The organism is Hymenobacter sp. GOD-10R, assembly GCF_035609205.1.
Taxonomy (GTDB): Bacteria; Bacteroidota; Bacteroidia; order Cytophagales; family Hymenobacteraceae; genus Hymenobacter.
In genome coordinates this window covers 2,905,452-2,922,160 of record NZ_CP141184.1, presented here as the reverse complement: position 1 = coordinate 2,922,160, position 16,709 = coordinate 2,905,452, and the positions used below count along the sequence as shown (strand labels likewise).

General features: G+C 52.9%; 16 protein-coding genes and 2 tRNA genes. 7 read left to right on the top strand and 11 right to left on the bottom strand.

Going from position 1 to position 16,709, the window contains the following annotated elements:
- Positions 1-194: 194 nt before the first annotated feature.
- Positions 195-557 (top strand): hypothetical protein, encoded by a 363-nt coding sequence (locus SD425_RS11735; protein ID WP_324678725.1) that lies wholly within the window; start codon positions 195-197, stop codon positions 555-557.
- A gap of 62 nt (positions 558-619) precedes the next feature.
- On the opposite strand, the gene SD425_RS11730 is transcribed toward SD425_RS11735, so the two are convergent.
- Entirely contained in the window at positions 620-2,161 is a 1,542-nt protein-coding gene (locus SD425_RS11730) for a peptide MFS transporter (protein WP_324678723.1), read from the bottom strand.
- Between the two features lie 88 nt (positions 2,162-2,249).
- Positions 2,250-2,741, bottom strand: coding sequence for a GNAT family N-acetyltransferase (locus SD425_RS11725; RefSeq protein ID WP_324678721.1), 492 nt, complete (start codon positions 2,739-2,741; stop codon positions 2,250-2,252).
- Between the two features lie 138 nt (positions 2,742-2,879).
- Here SD425_RS11725 and SD425_RS11720 point away from each other — a divergent pair, with 138 nt between their 5' ends.
- Positions 2,880-3,584 (top strand): 16S rRNA (uracil(1498)-N(3))-methyltransferase, encoded by a 705-nt coding sequence (locus SD425_RS11720; protein ID WP_324678719.1) that lies wholly within the window; start codon positions 2,880-2,882, stop codon positions 3,582-3,584.
- Between the two features lie 76 nt (positions 3,585-3,660).
- Complete coding sequence (locus SD425_RS11715) at positions 3,661-4,323, top strand: DUF4159 domain-containing protein (RefSeq protein WP_324678717.1); 663 nt, start codon at positions 3,661-3,663, stop codon at positions 4,321-4,323.
- Positions 4,324-4,345: 22 nt separating this feature from the next.
- Here the strand turns inward: SD425_RS11715 and SD425_RS11710 are convergent, their stop codons facing one another.
- The 5 genes from SD425_RS11710 to SD425_RS11690 all read right to left on the bottom strand — a co-directional run bounded on the left by SD425_RS11710 (position 4,346) and on the right by SD425_RS11690 (position 8,448).
- Entirely contained in the window at positions 4,346-4,927 is a 582-nt protein-coding gene (locus SD425_RS11710) for a hypothetical protein (RefSeq protein WP_324678715.1), read from the bottom strand.
- 90 nt (positions 4,928-5,017) lie between these two features.
- A complete protein-coding gene (locus SD425_RS11705; RefSeq protein ID WP_324678713.1) occupies positions 5,018-5,587 on the bottom strand; it encodes a 1-acyl-sn-glycerol-3-phosphate acyltransferase in 570 nt (189 codons plus the stop codon).
- 89 nt (positions 5,588-5,676) lie between these two features.
- Entirely contained in the window at positions 5,677-6,441 is a 765-nt protein-coding gene (locus SD425_RS11700) for a patatin-like phospholipase family protein (protein ID WP_324678711.1), read from the bottom strand.
- Positions 6,442-6,521: 80 nt separating this feature from the next.
- Positions 6,522-7,370 carry an MBL fold metallo-hydrolase gene (locus SD425_RS11695; RefSeq protein WP_324678709.1) on the bottom strand — a complete coding sequence of 283 codons (849 nt, stop codon included), beginning with the start codon at positions 7,368-7,370 and terminating at the stop codon, positions 6,522-6,524.
- Between the two features lie 130 nt (positions 7,371-7,500).
- On the bottom strand, positions 7,501-8,448 hold the full coding sequence (locus SD425_RS11690) for an acetyl-CoA carboxylase carboxyltransferase subunit alpha (protein ID WP_324678707.1): 948 nt from the start codon (positions 8,446-8,448) through the stop codon (positions 7,501-7,503).
- A gap of 250 nt (positions 8,449-8,698) precedes the next feature.
- On the opposite strand from SD425_RS11690, the gene SD425_RS11685 reads away from it, so the two are divergent.
- Positions 8,699-8,772 (top strand) — tRNA-Asp (locus tag SD425_RS11685).
- Positions 8,773-9,111: 339 nt separating this feature from the next.
- Positions 9,112-9,185: transfer RNA gene (locus tag SD425_RS11680), tRNA-Asp, on the top strand.
- Between the two features lie 81 nt (positions 9,186-9,266).
- Here SD425_RS11680 and SD425_RS11675 read toward each other — a convergent pair.
- The 3 genes from SD425_RS11675 to SD425_RS11665 form a co-directional block, all read right to left on the bottom strand.
- Complete coding sequence (locus tag SD425_RS11675) at positions 9,267-9,974, bottom strand: PA2169 family four-helix-bundle protein (RefSeq protein ID WP_324678705.1); 708 nt, start codon at positions 9,972-9,974, stop codon at positions 9,267-9,269.
- Positions 9,975-10,261: 287 nt separating this feature from the next.
- Entirely contained in the window at positions 10,262-11,098 is an 837-nt protein-coding gene (gene purU, locus SD425_RS11670; protein WP_324678703.1) for a formyltetrahydrofolate deformylase, read from the bottom strand.
- A gap of 102 nt (positions 11,099-11,200) precedes the next feature.
- On the bottom strand, positions 11,201-12,577 hold the full coding sequence (locus SD425_RS11665) for a hypothetical protein (protein ID WP_324678701.1): 1,377 nt from the start codon (positions 12,575-12,577) through the stop codon (positions 11,201-11,203).
- Positions 12,578-13,150: 573 nt separating this feature from the next.
- Between SD425_RS11665 and SD425_RS11660 the strand changes: the two genes are divergently transcribed.
- Both SD425_RS11660 and SD425_RS11655 read left to right on the top strand, forming a co-directional pair.
- Complete coding sequence (locus SD425_RS11660; protein ID WP_324678699.1) at positions 13,151-13,861, top strand: pirin family protein; 711 nt, start codon at positions 13,151-13,153, stop codon at positions 13,859-13,861.
- A 249-nt stretch (positions 13,862-14,110) separates the two neighbouring features.
- Entirely contained in the window at positions 14,111-14,314 is a 204-nt protein-coding gene (locus SD425_RS11655) for a hypothetical protein (RefSeq protein WP_324678697.1), read from the top strand.
- Positions 14,315-14,393: 79 nt separating this feature from the next.
- On the opposite strand, the gene SD425_RS11650 is transcribed toward SD425_RS11655, so the two are convergent.
- Positions 14,394-16,574, bottom strand: a complete 2,181-nt coding sequence (locus SD425_RS11650) for a choice-of-anchor I family protein (protein ID WP_324678695.1) — start codon at positions 16,572-16,574, stop codon at positions 14,394-14,396.
- Positions 16,575-16,709: the final 135 nt, after the last annotated feature.

Here is a 16,709-nt window from a genome sequence, read left to right as displayed (position 1 = left end):
GTCCTCGGGGCTTTTCTTTTGTGAGGTGTAGAACGAGCTCTGCTAGTCACGCTATTGTCCGTTCTAGCGCAGGACCACATAGGATCTGCATTACGGTGGCTCTAGTAACTACGCTTAACGTATAGAACGGCAAATTTCTATTGCCTTGCCTCATGCGCCAAGACCTACCAGAACTGCTACTGTACATGTGCGGCGTGTACAACCTGTTATTCGTCGTATTTCACGGACTCTTCTGGCGGCTGTTTAGGTGGCGCAAGCAACTTCGAAAACTGAAGAGTGCCAACCGCGCCATCGTGCAGATTCTCAATTTGCGGCTGATGTACGTGTTAGGTGTTTTTGGCATCCTTTGCTTGATTTATACAAAAGCCTTGCTGTCTTCTTCGCTAGGTCACTTTGTGCTCGGCAGCACGGCTATTTTCTGGCTTGGGCGGCTCATCGAACAATTTATTTTTCTGCGCATAAACTCCCGCCCAGTTTATGTCCTAGCACTAATTTTCTTTTTCGGCACCGTCCTACATGCTTTTCCGCTGCTGTTAGCACTACTGCAGCACTCTTAATTCACGTAAAAAGCCCCGCTGGCAACTACCAACGGGGCTTTCTCAACTAGTCAAACCTAGGTCTAGCCTATCGTATTCATCATTTTTACCAACTTGCGGCTGAAGATGAACAGGACAACCGCAGCCGTAGCCGCCGACACCACGAATACCATAAAGAATTCGTAGATACCGGTGATTTCAAAGCCCAGTAAATGCGGCGCTGGCTTACCAGCTTCCGGGTACAAGCCGCTCATGAAGCCAGCTAGGTAGTTGGCCGCAGCGTTGGCCAAGAACCACACGGCCATCAGCAGAGAGCTAAACTTCAGCGGGGAAAGTTTATTGACCAATGATAAGCCAATGGGCGACAAACACAGCTCGCCCATTGAATGTAGGAAGTAGAGCGCTACCAAGAAGAACATGCTCACCTTCACGCCGGGCTGAATATCTTTCACCCCGAAGCACATAACCAAATAGCCGAGCGCCAGCAACCCTAGGCCAATGGCCATTTTCATGGGGGATGGCGGCTCTGCGCCGCGCCGGCCTAGGGCCGTCCAGAGCAAGGCCATTAGCGGGGCACCCACTACTACGAAGAAACCGTTGAGGTTTTGGAAGAGGCTAGGTGGCAGCGTATACCCAAAGATGGTCCGATCCATCTGCTCATCGGCGAAGAATGTGAGCGAAGCGGGTGCCTGCTCAAAGGCGGCCCAGAAGAACACCACGAAGAACGAAACCGCGAAAATTACCCACACCCGCTGCCGGTCGCCAGAGGTCAGCGACTTGTCGGCTAAGATGAAGACGGCAATGCCAATCGTTGCTATCAGCAGCAACGGAGCAATTACGCTTAGTTGGGTGGAATCGAGCCATAGAATGCCGAGCGCTACAGCCAGCAACACCGGCAGCAGCATAAATACGCCCTTCACGCCCGGGGAGCTAACCGGCGTAGTACCTACTTGTTGGCCTTCGGGCGTGTGCAGGTATCTCGTTTTACCCCAGTTGAAAACGATAGTGCCCAATATCATCGCAATACCGCAAGCCAAGAAAGCCCACCGGAAGTCAGCAGGATTGCCGGTGTCCCCGACGAGGCTGGTGATGGTGTTGCCAAAGAATGAGCCTAGGTTGATGCCCATGTAGAAAATAGTGTAAGCGGCATCCTTGCGCGAATCGGTAGGCGAATAAAGCGTGCCCACCATCGACGAGATATTCGGTTTGAAGAAACCGTTGCCGATGATCATACAGCCGAGGCCTAGGTACAGTAGTTGGTGGCTGAGAGAGTGGCCCTCGGCAGGACCATAGCTGGAGGCCGATATAAAAAGCGTAAACTGGCCTAGTGCCATCAGCAAGCCGCCCGTCACAATCGAGCGGCGGTTGCCCCAGTACCGGTCTGAGATGTAGCCACCAATTAAGGGCGTTAGATAGATAAGGCTTGTGTAGCCGCCGTAGAATTTGGAGGCAAAGGCCTTATCCATCATCATGGCCTTGGTGAGGAAAAGCACGAGCACGGCGCGCATGCCGTAGTAGCTGAACCGCTCCCACATTTCGGTGGCGAACAGCAAGTACAAGCCCCTCGGATGACTGGTTTGGGCCGCTGCGGGAGCTTGCTCTCGCACGGCAGAAGCACTTTGCATGGAAGGTGATTAGAAGTGGTAAAGAATAAGACGCCGGTGCAGAGCTGGGCTGCCAACAAGCGTGGTTGGTAAAGCTACAAAACTTTCCCTATGCCTCACCTAGCCCCGGCGGCGGGTTTTGCTTCGTCTTTGGCGTCAAAGAGCCAAAAACGAGCACCAAGTAAGCGCCGGTGCCGCTCCGCCCTTCCCCCACGATTCGCCAGTTGTTCTTCTTATAAAACGCTCTAGCTCGCTTATTCTTGGTTAAGCATTTGAGGGTATAAGGGGTAGGCAACCACGTTCGCAGGCTTTGTAGCAGGCGCCGGCCAATTCCGGAACGCTGGTAGCCCGGCGCCACAAACAAGTGATGAATAAACGCATCCTCTTCCTCGACGGAGATGAAGCCGGCCAATTCGCCGTTGCACTCAGCCACCCACACGACCTCGCCTTGCGTTTGCCGTTCAAAGTCTTCGAGCTGAAACCGCTCGGGGTCTAGCCAATAAAAGCCCAAGCGGCGGCTTTCTAGAAAGATTTCTGCCAATCGGGCAGTGTCGCTTGGTTGTGCTTTGCGAATGATAATAGTCATGGAGACAGTGGGCATTGGACCAAGCGGAGCAAAGAAGTGGTCCTTTTTTCTGCTCCCTATATCGTAGAAACTCCCAATTCGTTTTTGCAAATCTAGTTCTAACTGTTGGGGAGTAAAACGACTCACCTGCTCCTTCAGCGTACCTTTGTGCTTATGCCTACGTTCTACGCTCCCGACCTCACTACCCCAACCTACACCCTTCCCGAAGAAGAAAGCAAACACGCCGTGCGCGTGCTGCGCCTGCGTGCCGGCGACTCCGTAGAGCTGGTAAACGGCCGCGGTGGCGTGTACCAGGCCGAAGTTGCGCAGGCTGATGCTAAGCGCTGCCAACTACGCATCACGCACGAGCAACAGGTACCGCGCCGTTCTTATGTGGTGCACGTGGCCGTAGCGCCTACCAAAAACCTCGACCGCATGGAATGGCTCGTTGAAAAAGCTACTGAAATGGGCGTAGATCGGATGAGTTTCTTACGCTGCGCCCGCTCCGAACGCCGTGAGCTGAAGCTGGAGCGGCTGGAGAAAATTGCGGTAAGCGCCCTTAAGCAGTCCGGTCAGGCCTGGTTGCCGCAGCTAGATGAGATGACCAATTTCGACACTTTTCTGCCGGTGGTAGACCCTACTACTACCTTCATCGCACATCTCGCCGACGATGAACGCACGGAGCTAGCGCAGGTAGCTCATGTTCCTACGTGCTGCATCCTTATAGGCCCGGAAGGCGACTTTACTCCGGAAGAAATTGCCGCCGCACGGCAGCGCGGCATTCGGCCGGTAGCGCTTGGACTCACCCGTTTGCGTACCGAAACGGCAGCCCTGGCCGCGGTGCATACCGTGCACGTTGTTAACTTGCTTAAAGGCTAACCACTGGTTAATTGAACGACCTCGGCAGGCTGGCGCGTTACTGTAGCGCACTTCTGCGGAAAACCTTACCCGAAAAATGCTCAAGACTTTTTTCCTCAGCTTCTTCCTTCTAATCACGGTGGCTGCCGCGCCGGTGGCACCTAGCTTCCGCATTGCTAAGCTGCACTACGGTGGCGGCGGCGACTGGTACGCCAACAAAACGTCGCTGCCCAATTTGATTCAGTTTTGCAATCAAACGCTCAAAGCGAACATCGCTCCTGATGAAGCCACGGTAGAGCTTGATTCGCCGGAGCTGTTTACCTACCCGTTTGTGCACATGACGGGGCACGGCAACGTATCATTTACCGACGCAGAAGCCAAGAACCTGCGGCGTTATCTGATCGGCGGTGGCTTCCTGCACATCGACGATAACTACGGCCTCGACAAGTTCATCCGGCCCGAGATGAAGAAGGTTTTTCCGGAGCTAGAGTTTGTGGAGCTACCTTTCTCCCACCCTATTTATCACCAAAAGTTTGCTTTCCCTAGAGGCTTGCCCAAAGTGCACGAACACGATGGCAAGCGGCCACAAGGCTTTGGCTTGCTCTACAAAGGCCGGCTTGTGTGCTTTTATACGTTTGAGTGCGACCTAGGCAACGGCTGGGAAGACGTGGGCACCTACCCCGAAGACACCCCCGCTGTGCATGAAGCAGCGCTACGCATGGGTGCTAATTTAGTGGCGTATGCTCTGACGCAGGATTAAGTAAAAGCGAGAAGCGCCTTACTTACTCATACTTGCGCTTCAGAATCTCACTCAGCACAAAAGCAGCCCGCACATCCGCTGGGTTGCGCAACAGGTCAGTCACGCGTCGTTGTGTATCCGCGCGGCTAAGTCCGGTGGAAGCTGCCTGACGACTCCAATAATCATTAGGTCGCGACGTATTAGCGCGGGGCAACGTAGACGCACGTTGCCGTATGGGCGGCGCGGCCTCAAGAGAGCGAGCTGCGACGGGTGCCTCCAAGGATACCGGAGACGTTTCGGTGCGCTCCAAGCTGCGGGCGGTTCTCGCTTTTTCGCGTGGTAAGGATCGACCGGCAGGAGTGGTTTCGGGGATTACGGTTGCCTGAGGTAGAGTTGGTACGCCCTGGTTCTTGTTCTGCGTCTGCATCTGCTTCAGCAATTCTTCGAAAGAAGTAGCGGGCGCTCCTGGCGAAGCAGGTCGCACGGGCCGTGGCTGATCGGGTCGGGGCAAACGCCGCTCCTGTGCTTCGCGCCGCATCGCTTCTTTTGCCTTGCGCCACCACCGCACGACGAGGGCTAGCAACCCAATACCAATGAACAGGAGCGTTTGGAGTTTTTCAGGCATAGCAGTTTAGTAATTTCTTACGACGCGCTGCCTAAGGTACACAAGTCAACGCTAACCCCCAGCGACTGAATCTTACAACTCAAAGAGCACTCACCGAATACCCTGGTCGGGAAAGCGACCTTGCTTTGTGCGGTAGAAGTCCTTGATTTTCTCCAGATCAGCTTCGTAGTCGCCCGTTGGGTAAAAGGGCGGACCGACACCAGCTTCTTTGTTTTTATAATCGAGGTAACCGAGCAAAATAGGTACGCCTGCGCCTACAGCGGCGTGGTAAAAGCCCTTGCGCCACTTCGGCTGGTATTTGCGGGTGCCTTCGGGCGTGATAAGAATTACCAGTTCGTCTCGCTCCTTGAACAGCTGGATCATGCCATCCACGAGGCTGTTATTTTTGCTGCGGTCTACGGCGAGGCCGCCCAGCGACTGTACCAACGCCCCAAGCACCGGAATGGACGTCCACTCTTTCTTAATAGTAAGCTTCACGTCCACGTCCATCAGGAAGAAAGCGGCGCGCGCGTACATAAAGTCCCAGTTGCTGGTGTGGGGCGCGGCAATCATCATGCTTTTTGGAATGCCTGGTGGTACGCGCGGACCTAGGTGCCAGCCCGTTATCCAGAACCAAAAACGCGAGAATAGATACCAGAAAGTAGAGGTTTTGCGAGCCATGCGAAAAAGAAAGCAGCTGGTGAGTAGCGCTGCCGGGCATCAAAACTAGGCAAATGTCGCGTAAGCCGCTAAGCGACGGCCTACCGTTTCTACAACAAAGCTTCTAACTCGGCTGCCCGGCTCAATGTATAGCGGTAACCAATCTCGAAAAGCTCGGGCGCCAAACGGTAGCTCATGGTGCGGTACCGCCGTAACTCGGGCGGCTCTAGGAGCAAATGGCATTGTTGCTTGCTCAATACCGTGTTACCCCCGATAGCTAGGTTGAGCGTGCGCTCAATGACGCCTCGGATATTGTTGAACTGCGCGTCGGGATTCGGTGGATTGCAGTGCACCCCCACAATGCGTAAATCTGGCTGAGTTTCGTCGAGCATTGCCTCCACCGGTAAGTTATTGAGCAGTCCCCCATCCACGAGTTGCCGGCCTTGGTATTCTACTGGCCGGTACAAGATAGGAACAGCCGCCGACGCCAATAGCGGCAGCACCAGCGGACCGCTGGAAAATCGGACAGAAACGCCTTCTACTAAATCTGTGGCAACGAGTGTCAGCGGCAGCCGCAACTGCTCAAATGTACTGTCTACACCTAGGTGCCGCTCAAACAGCGTTCCGACGGCGTCAATTCGGAACAGCCCATAGCGACTCATCGCAATGCGCGTAAGACGCGTGATGTTCACATCCTGAAATAGTCGCAGGATCTCGCGGGGCGGAAAGCCCGCGGCGTAGAAAGTGCCGGCAATAGCCCCAGAACTTACCCCCGCCAGCCGCGCCACCGGAATCTGTAGCTCGTCCAGCGCCGCCAAGACACCTAGGTGTGCAATACCCCGTGCGCCACCACCAGATAAAGCTAGACCGATCATTAGTTTGGGGAGCTTGTTTGAGGAAAATTGTAGACGGCAGCAGCTTTTTCTTCAGTGCTGAGGAGCACTAACCATCAAGGCTACAAGTCTGCTAAGCGTAACGTTTCGGCCAAGCGCACCCCTTTGTCGGTGAGTTGCACAGTGCACGCTTCTACGGTCGGGTCGTGTTCCAGTAGCAGTACCCAGTTTTCTTCAGCAGCGCGGCGCAACACGGCTTCTTTCTCGCTAAGCGTCACGAGCGGGCGCATGTCATAGCTCATCACGTAGGGCAGCGGAATGTGCCCCGTAGACGGTAGCAAGTCGGCCATGAAAGCGAGCGTACGACCTTTATAGTGCATTACCGGCACCATCATCTTCTCGGTATGCCCATCGGCAAAGATGATTTCGGAGAACTGCGACAACGCTCCCGGCACCCCGGCCGCGGGGTTGACGAATTGCAGCTGACCGCTTTCTTGAATAGGTAGAATGTTCTCCCTCAGAAAGCTAGCTTTCTCGCGGGCGTTGGGGTGCACAGCCCATTCCCAGTGCGCTTCGTTGCTCCAATACGTAGCATTTGGGAAAGCCAGCACCAACTTGTCGTCGGGGGTGCGTACCACCGAGCCACCGCAGTGGTCGAAGTGCAAGTGCGTCAGAAATACATCCGTGATATCAGAAGCCGTGAACCCTAGCTTGCGCAACGACTTCTCTACTGTATCATCGCCGTGCAAATAGAAGTGCCCGCGAAATTTAGCGTCTTGCTTCTCCCCGATCCCATTGTCAATCAACAGGAGCCGATTGCCATCTTCTACCAACAGGCAGCGCATGGCCCAGGTGCACATATTGTTCTCGTCGGCGGGGTTTAGCTTTTGCCATAAGCTCTTGGGTACCACGCCGAACATAGCACCGCCATCAAGTTTGAAAAGGCCGGTATCAATTGTGTGAAGCTTCATTGCCATGAACAATTATCAATGAACAAGGGGCCATTCAAGTAAAAATGCGTGGCTAAGTGAAGTAAAGCACCTAGCCACGCATATCAGCAACTATCAATGGCTCCTTGTTCATTGATAATTGTTCATTGACTTACTCTAATACGACGCCCATGGCTGCGAACTTGTCAATCCGCTGGCTGATGCGCTCATCCGTAGGCAGGGCCTCCAGCTCATCAAGCGTTTTAAGCAGTGCTTTCTTAAGCGTCTCAATTATCTTTTGCGGAGCCGTATGAGCGCCACCGAGCGGCTCCTTCACGATGCCATCCACGAGCTTCGCTTGCAACATGTCGGCCGCAGTGGGCTTCATGGCTTCAGCGGCTTGCTCTTTGTAGTCCCAGGAGCGCCACAGAATGGTCGAGCAGTTCTCAGGAGAAATAACTGAGTACCAAGTATTCTCGAGCATGAGCACCCGGTCACCAATGCCGATTCCTAATGCCCCGCCCGACGCGCCTTCACCTATTACCACGCAGATAACTGGTACTTTCAACAGAAACATTTCCTTCAAGTTGCGGGCAATAGCCTCGCCTTGTCCACGTTCCTCCGCTTCTAGGCCGGGGAACGCACCGGGCGTGTCAATCAGCGTTACAATGGGCTTATTAAACTTCTCGGCTAGCTTCATCAGACGCAATGCCTTGCGGTAGCCTTCCGGGTTGGGCATACCGAAGTTGCGGAACTGCCGCTGCTTGGTGTTACGGCCTTTCTGCTGCCCGATAAACATCACCGTGCGACCATCTAGCTCGGCAAAGCCGCCCACCATGGCTTTGTCGTCGGCTACGGTCCGGTCGCCGTGTAGCTCCACGAATTTCGAGGTCATGCCCTCGATGTAGTCGAGCGTGTAAGGGCGGTCGGGGTGGCGCGAAAGCTGCACCCGCTGCCAGCGGGTAAGATTAGCGTACGTTTCTTTCTTAAGAGTCTTGATTTTGGCCTCTAGGGCCGCTACCGCCTCCGATACGTCAACTTGGCTGTCGAGCGCCAGTTGCTGCATTTCACGAAGTTTGCCTTCTAGGGCCGCGATAGGTTGTTCAAAATCGAGGAGCATCACCGAGGGGTTGGGTCTGGTTGCGAAAAAAGCAGGAGGCAAAGGTAAGCGAAACCGTCCCATCTGCGGCAAAGCAACTTTAGGAATGATTTTGCAAAAAATAATCTCCCTGAGAAACAGCCACAAGCAACCTAAACCGTCTGCCTAAAGCAGAAAAAATAGGCGGAGTATTGTGTAGTCTCAAACCTCCTTCTACCTTTGCAGCACTTTAACGGAAAACACACGGTTTTCCACCTTAGTTAAATAAATTGGTTCGGTAGTTCAGTTGGTTAGAATGCCGCCCTGTCACGGCGGAGGTCGCGGGTTCGAGTCCCGTCCGGACCGCAGGTAATACTGCAAGGCCCTTGTAAGCTAGATCTTACAAGGGCCTTTTCTTTTTCAGCCAAACGCTGCTCTATTGAGCTAGGTCGCTCTCGTTTGCTCAACCGAACTTCCTATCAACGAAAATTTTCTTCCGCTTGTGTTTAAGTGATTATGGTTCTTAGGCTGCTCATACTGAGCGCACTGCTTAGAAAGATGCCTTGGCTTTAGGGGAAGTAGCTGCGCAAAAACAGCAATTTTGAGCCACTGAAGCCATTTTTTCTTGCAAGTCCTGATTTTCGCCTTACTTTTGCAACACTTTAACGGAAAGCACATGGTTTTCCACTCATGTTAAGGCACTCTGGTTCGGTAGTTCAGTTGGTTAGAATGCCGCCCTGTCACGGCGGAGGTCGCGGGTTCGAGTCCCGTCCGGACCGCAGAGAAAAAGGCCTCGCAGCATAGTGCTGCGAGGCCTTTTGTTTTGACTTAGAGTCTGGTAATCGGTTTTATAGGGCCCATTACTCCGCTACTTTGTTTTTTAGCTTCTTCAGGTCCTTGTAGGTCTTTTTCGACTGCGCATATTGGCGTTCCACCTCCAAGCGTAGGGAGCCAGGCAGGGTGTTGCTGCTGAGGGCCTCTTTATACGCTTTTATTGCCCATTCTTCCCCGTAGATGTTGGACCCTAGAATGGCTTCTTCATCTGCACCGGTAACAGCGGCTTTGGTGTCCATCCAAGCTCGGTACAGCTTGCCTTTGAGCGTAGTGGACGTTTCTTGGTCGCCGTTTTGCTGGCGCAAGTAGTTATTCAGCTCATTGGAGAAACGCTGGCTCTGGCTTACCAACTGCTTGTAGTAACCACTCAGCTGCGGATCCTGACTTTCTTCTACGGCGCGCTTATACCCCTCGATTCGGTCATTCACGAAGAGCAATAGCTCATGAAGATTGTCGGTCTGCTCGTCACTCGACGTGTTCTTATCAGCAGACTTGCTGTTGTTGCGGATTAAGTATCCAATCCCTAGCGCAAGCAAAGTTCCTCCGACCACTTTTTGCGTGGTACTCAGCTTACTATATGATTTTGAGACGTTGGTACCTAGGCCCTTAACGGACTGGGGCACTTTGTCTAACAAATCGGTCACGGAGCTCTGATTGAGCCACTGCTGGGCCTGATCGAGCACGGAGCCAGAATTATGGAGTGTATCCTGCTGAGAGGCTTGAGGCTGATTCATAGCGAAATAGATTAGTGAAGAGATACACTACCCTACGATGATCCAGCGCGGTGAGTTAGGTTGAGTTTAGTAATTTGTGCTGTAGCTCAACGACAGTATCAGCACCGACAAGCTAACAACCTAGCACAAAAAAGCACCTCACTTTTGTAAGGTGCTTTTCTCATTTCCTATTTAAATGCATTGATTAGTAGAGATGCCGTTTCGCTAGAACAGATCCTACTCTTTTGCCCTTCTATCCCCTACCTAGCTCGCCATGCCAGCCAGCGCTTCAGCTGAGTTAACTGATCTTAGTTGAATAGGATGGTCTTGTTCCGATAGACAAACACCTGCTCATCGAATACCATCTTCAGCGACCTAGCCAGTACTATTTTTTCTACGTCGCGGCCCGCTTGTGCCATTTCTTTTGCGCTTTGGGTGTGATCCACGGGTATGACATTCTGCGCGATAATAGGCCCCTGATCGAGCTGTTCATTTACAAAGTGGGCGGTGGCGCCAATAATTTTTACGCCCCGCTCATACGCCTGCGCGTACGGGTTCGCACCGATGAAAGCAGGCAGAAAAGAATGGTGAATGTTGATGAGCCGGTTAGCGAATGCAGCAACAAACGCGGGGGAAAGAATGCGCATGTATTTGGCCAGCACTACAAACTCAGGGTTGTACGCCTGAATGGCTTGTATCACTTCCGCTTCATGCGCTTCACGGCTTTTGCCTTCATGGCTGACATAACGGAACGGAATATCAAACCGCTGGGTCAAGTCAGCTAGCACGTCGTGGTTGCTGATCACAGCTAGGATGCGCGCGTTCAGCTCCTGAAAAGCATGCCTGATCAGCAAGTCGCTAAGGCAATGATGCTCTTTGGTTACCAGTAAAACGATGTCTTTTTTCTCTCTAGCAGTCAGCTTGATTCCGGCGGTGGCCGGCAATACCTCGCGTAGGTCTTGCACGACGGCTTCGCGCTCCACATCGCCCGAGAACTCAGTCCGCATGAAGAAATGGTTGAATTCTCTTTCCACGAATTCTCCGTTGCGCACAATGTTTAAGTTGTGCTTCAGTAGAACGCCTGTGATCTTATAAACTAGTCCGCGTTCATCAGGACAATCGATTAGAAGAATGTGCGATGCCATTGGCTGTGAGCTAGGAATGAGGCTGCAAGCTAACAAGCCGGGCCCACACGCAAATTATCTTCGACAAATTGCGTGTGGGCCCGGCTTGTTAGCTCCTACCAGTTATTGGTCAACTAAGACTTTGCTGCTAGTGATGCTCCCATCCTGGTGCCGCGTCCGCAGAATATACAAGCCACGGTGCTCCTGACTCCAATCCAGTTGCTCTTGGTACGGGCGCTGCCATAGTTGCTTGCCCATCAGCGTGTAGAGTTCCTGCTCGATAGGCTTAGCGGTAGAGGCAGCAGCTGTTCGCACCGGCAAGGCAATGGTTGCTTGGGGCCCCACGTACGTGTTCTGTTGTTGGAGCTTTTGTTGCCACAATGACCACTCATTCTTCTCGGTTTGAACCGTGATAGGCGTGTTGGGTAAGTGGTTGTTACCCGTCATTGGCATCAGGTTAGCACCTGTCACTACATCTTGGTCGTGCCGGTTGGTGTAGGGAAAGTTGTAGCCGCTTTTCACGTACCCAATCGTGTTGTTTTCGATTTTATTGCCGAAGAAGACGGAGCCAGACTTGTTGTAGCCATTGAAGATAGCCGTGGCCGCGTACGTAGCGTTCAAGGGGGTACCATCGGTTAGCATGCCACTGGTAACGATGCGGTTATCGTGAAAATAGATATTGTGGCCAGCGGCAATGTTCATCGCCGCATTGCAGGTGCTCACAAACTGATTGCTGTACGCTTCCAGGTAAGCCGTCGTTGTAGCGGCCGTCGAGCCGTCGCCATCGGTGGTCATGCCGGTGCCGGTGAAATAGGAGTCGGTAGCTGGGTACGGATACGCCCCCTGCACATAGTTGTCGTGCACCTTCGCGGGGCTTTGCGCCGTGCCCGAGGAGTTATAGAAATTAATATTGTCTTCCACGGCGCTTTCGTTGGGCTCATTACGAAACTCGTTGAAGCTGATGTCGATACCAGCTAGGTTCTGCACCGTGTTGAGCTGCACGAAGCTGCGATTCTCCTTGCCGCCATTGCGAAAACGTCCGTCGCAGTTGACACCCTGGTTGTAGCGGACGGTTAGCGTCTGCTGGGCCGAGCCATCGCCGCTCCACCGATTAGCCAGAATCCCCGTTGTGTGCTCCAGGTAATTGTGCTCAACAACTAGCTGCCTAGCTTGGTACGCATCTACAAAACGGCCGCGGGGGCGATTATCTTCCGTAGGCTCTAGCCCGTAGCCGCGGCACTTGCGAACGGTTAAGTTAGAACCGCCCGATGCTTGCACTAAGTCGCCAGCACCAACCAGCGTACAACCTTCTAGTACTACGGGTTCATTGGTAATCACCAGCACGCATGGTACGGCCGAACTCGCACTGCGATAATTGCCTGTATAAACGCCTCCTTTGGTGATGACGATGGGTTCAGCGTAGGATACGGTAGGTACTTGCGCCTGCGCCCGACCACCGAATAGTAATAACGAAATGGAAAGAGGTAGAATAGATTTCATTCACGTTGCGCACTTATGTAGTACCAAGCGTTATCGGGCCTGATCCTACTGTTTGTCAGGGAGTAAAGAATAGCGGCGACGGAAGTCAGCTCTCTACCTCTTTGGCAAGAGGCAGTTCGATATCATATTTGTATTTATTTGGTAATCTTGATAAAGAGCACCGATACTAATCAACTAGCAGTAGCCCTTATAAATACAATTAACTCAAACTTAAGAAGATCATTATTCCTTTTCGTAAGCTATAACACAGTTATAACATAAAATAGACCAAAGGACTTTTATTGCCTCATTTATATAACTTTTCCACTAAGTAGATTATAATTTATTTGATTACTTATATTTCTTTGAATGTTACCAGCACAAAGCTTTATTATATATTATTTATACTATATTAATAGTATTATTCTCACTCCCCGCTCATGAGAGCAATCTACTTTCTAAGAATATCTATTACTTCAGAGCTAGCTACTCTTAGCTGAGCAGCTAGCTTATACAGCCTAGTAGGCCTGCTTTCTTAGGCCACTTTGTCCACTTTTTTGTTTACCCCAAATAACCACATCCACACACCGCCTGATGACTACCCATATCACCCGCGCCCAAGACCGAGGTTTGAAAGACATTGGCTGGCTGCAAAGCAATTTCTCATTAAGTTTCTCCTCTTATGCCAACCCCGTGCGAGCTGGCTTCGGCTTGGTGCGCGTGTTCAACGACGACTTCGTAGCTGCAGGACAAGGGTTTGGCTTGCACGCGCACGCCAACATGGAGATTATCTCGGTGCTACTGGCCGGGAGCATGAATCATAAAGACTCGCTAGGCTACTCGGAGGTGATTACACCGGGCGGCGTACAGATCATGAGCGCGGGCAGCGGCTTGCGGCATGAGGAATACAACGTAGGCGACGATCAAGTAAACTTCCTGCAAATTTGGATTGAGCCGAAGCTGCAAAACGTGACGCCGCGTTACCAGCGTCGTCAGTTCCCGCGGGAGAAACGCCACAACCAGCTTGTCACAATTATCAGCAACGAAGAGGGCACGGCGCATTGCTGGATCAACCAGAACGCCAAGCTGTCGTTGGGTTATTTCGAAGCTGGCAAAACCCTGGACTACGCCTTTAAACCTCTTAATAAGTGCTTGTTTATCTTCTGCATCAGCGGGAAGCTAGCTTTAGCCGATCAGGAACTGAACGCACGCGATTCGATTGGTATCTGGGAAACGGACCAGATTAGCGTTCATTGTGAAACAGAAAGTGAGTTTCTAATCATTGAGGCACCGATAAATCACTGATCAGCCAGCCTCAAAGAGCCACCTAGGTGTTAGCTCTGTTAGTTAGGTTGATGCAGAACTTGTTGGAAACGCACACTAAGCACATTTCTACGATGTGCTTAGTGTGCGTTTTATTATGTACATGCTAGTATATAAATTATATTATACATATAAAACTTTGTGCTATTCCTTGCATATCTCCTCCAAAAATTTCTATCTTCCTTTTATAAGTCAACGCACTCCACTACACCTCAACCAAAACTGTTCTGCATGAAAAGCATTCTCTTACTTCTCTTCGGGTTGCTTACGTTCGCGGGGACTAGCGAAGTAGTAGCTAGCCCAACGATTGTGAGCACCGATGTAAAGGCTTCGCTTACTCCGCGCATCCTTTATAGTCGGCCCACAGTACACCGTCCAAATTACAAGGTTTACAAAGGCTATAAGAAAAAGCACCGGCTGTTCGGCTTGCTCTAAGCCTAGCTTGTCCTATACCAAAAAGAAGGGACGCTGGTAGTTACCAGCGTCCCTTCTTTTTGGCTTGTAACCTAGCTTGTTACTTCACGATCAGCTTGCTGGTGGCTCCGTCGGTGGTGCGCAGCACGTACACGCCGGCGCCTAGCCCCGTAGTTTCAAAACGATCAGCGGCCAGTAGTTGGCGCACTGGTCGACCTAGCAAATCCGTCAACGTACCGGATACCGAGCGGCTCAGGTGCACCGTTGCGCCTTGCGCTGGGTTCGGATACAGAGCCAGCGGTGCCGCCGTGCGCGCCGAAGCTGCCGCTAATACCGGCGCCTGAACAGCGTACACGCCCACTGTGCTGCTGACCTCGTTGGCTAGAATCAGCAAGGGTTGCCCGGTGGGGCTATTGGCCGCCGACACAAACACGATACCTTCCGGACCTAGGTCACCGGTCCCGGCCGTCAGGCTACGATTGTTGATGTAAGACTCTAGCACGGGGCTAGCAGGGTTGTTGATGTTAAAGGCCATCACGCCCCCGATCCGCTCCAGCGAAACAAACGCATATAGGTTGTTACCAATCTGTCCCGTTGTCACGCCTTCTGGCTCAGGGCCTTTATCGTCGGAGCGGTTTTTACGGACAGGCGCCTCACCAAAGCTGTTGCTGGCGTTGAAAATGGCGCCGTACGTAGCATCAGCGGCCGTAACGCGCTCCAGCAGGTTGCCGCTATCGTAGGTTTCGGCGCCACTGGCTGCGTTGTAAATGCTGAACGACCGACCGCCAAAGGCATAAATCTCATCAAAGTCACCATCACCGTCGGTATCGCCGGTTTTGTTGGTCACGTTCAGGCGACCTAGCACAGCGTTGTTTTTGAGAAGCGCCGCATTGGGGAAAGTGATGGGGTCGAGCACGTAGCTCGCATTTCCCAACCGCACGGGCTCCACAAAGGCCGTGCTGTACTCACGGGCGTCGCCCTCGTTGGCCGTGAGCAGGTACGATGTGCCGTTTACTTCAAACGAGGCAATAGCATCGGGCTGGCGCATGCCTTTGATGGGCCAGTTGGCAATCAGCACGTCGCCGCTCTGGTCGGAGGCATCAATGCCCCGGCCGGGCTGCCGCAAGTCGCTGTAGCCCACGGGGCGGATGGCAGTGATTTGCTTCGTAGCAAGATCCAGCACCGCAATGGCGTTGTTTTCCTGCAAGGTGATGTACACCGTGCGCGAATCGGCACTCACGGCCACGTACTCCGGCTCCAGATCCTGGGCTACGGTGGCAGGAGCCGCCGCGAGCCCGCCATAGATGCGAATACCCTGGGCCCGCAGCTGCACCGCTTGGTTGTTGTAGCTGGTAAAGGTGGCCGTCGTTACATTAGCTTGGGTTAAGCTAGCTACGCCACCCGCCACGTCGATCACCGATACGCTTCCTTCCGGGTCCACCGTATAGTCAGCTTTGGGCTCACCTTCGTTGGCCGTCAGCACGTAGTTGCCGTTGGGCGAGAAGGTAATCATGTCGGGCATGGCCCCTACCGTTACTTGCTTCAGGAACGTACCATTCTGGTCGAAGAACACTACGCTGCCGTTGGCTTGCGGATTGCTGTTTTCGAGCGCGCAGGCCACCACGCCGTTGCGAACGGCTACTGAGTTGATACCGCCGTACGGCTTGATATCAATGGAAGCCACGGAAGTAATGGCCGCAGGATTGGCGAAGTTGAGAATGTCGAGCTTACCCCCAACGGAGTTGGCCACGTACAGCCGCTTGGTGCTGGCATCATACGCAACAATCTCCGCCGAATTGATCTGGGTGCTACCGCTAAAAGGCGTTGCCGTTTGGTAGCTCTGCAACAGCCTCAGCGTTACGTTGCGAGCGGGTACCGGCGCGGGCGTGTCATTGTCCTTTATATAGACCAGAACCTCGGTGGCGCCAGAAGCTAGGGTGGCATTCGTCGGGTTTTGCAGACGAACCGTGAAGTATTCTGTTTCCTCCACCGTTGCGTCATCCAAAATCGGAATGGTCAGGGTTTGAGTGCCTGTAGCCCCCGCCGGAAACGTAATGGCTTGGGTTGTCGGGAAAGTAAAATCTTGCCCCGCCGTTGCGGTGCTGATTCCTTGCACCACGGCTTCTACGGTGCTGGCGCTTGTTCCGGGGTTCTGAATGCTGAACGTCAGGCTTACGGAACCGGCGTTTTCAGTAACGATAGCCGTGGCGGCGGTTCGGCTGATGGTTTGGGCGTGCGCAGTGCCCACGGTGAGACCGAACAGCAACAGAGCTTTTGGCAAGAAAGAGTAGTTTTGGTGCATAATAGGCTGCTTAACAACGAGTTGTTTTGGAGCAACAACGCGTTGGTGGTTCAAAGCGCCAAAGCTACCGGCAACCTGTTACCGCAGCATTACCTTCTGGTTATGGAATTGTGA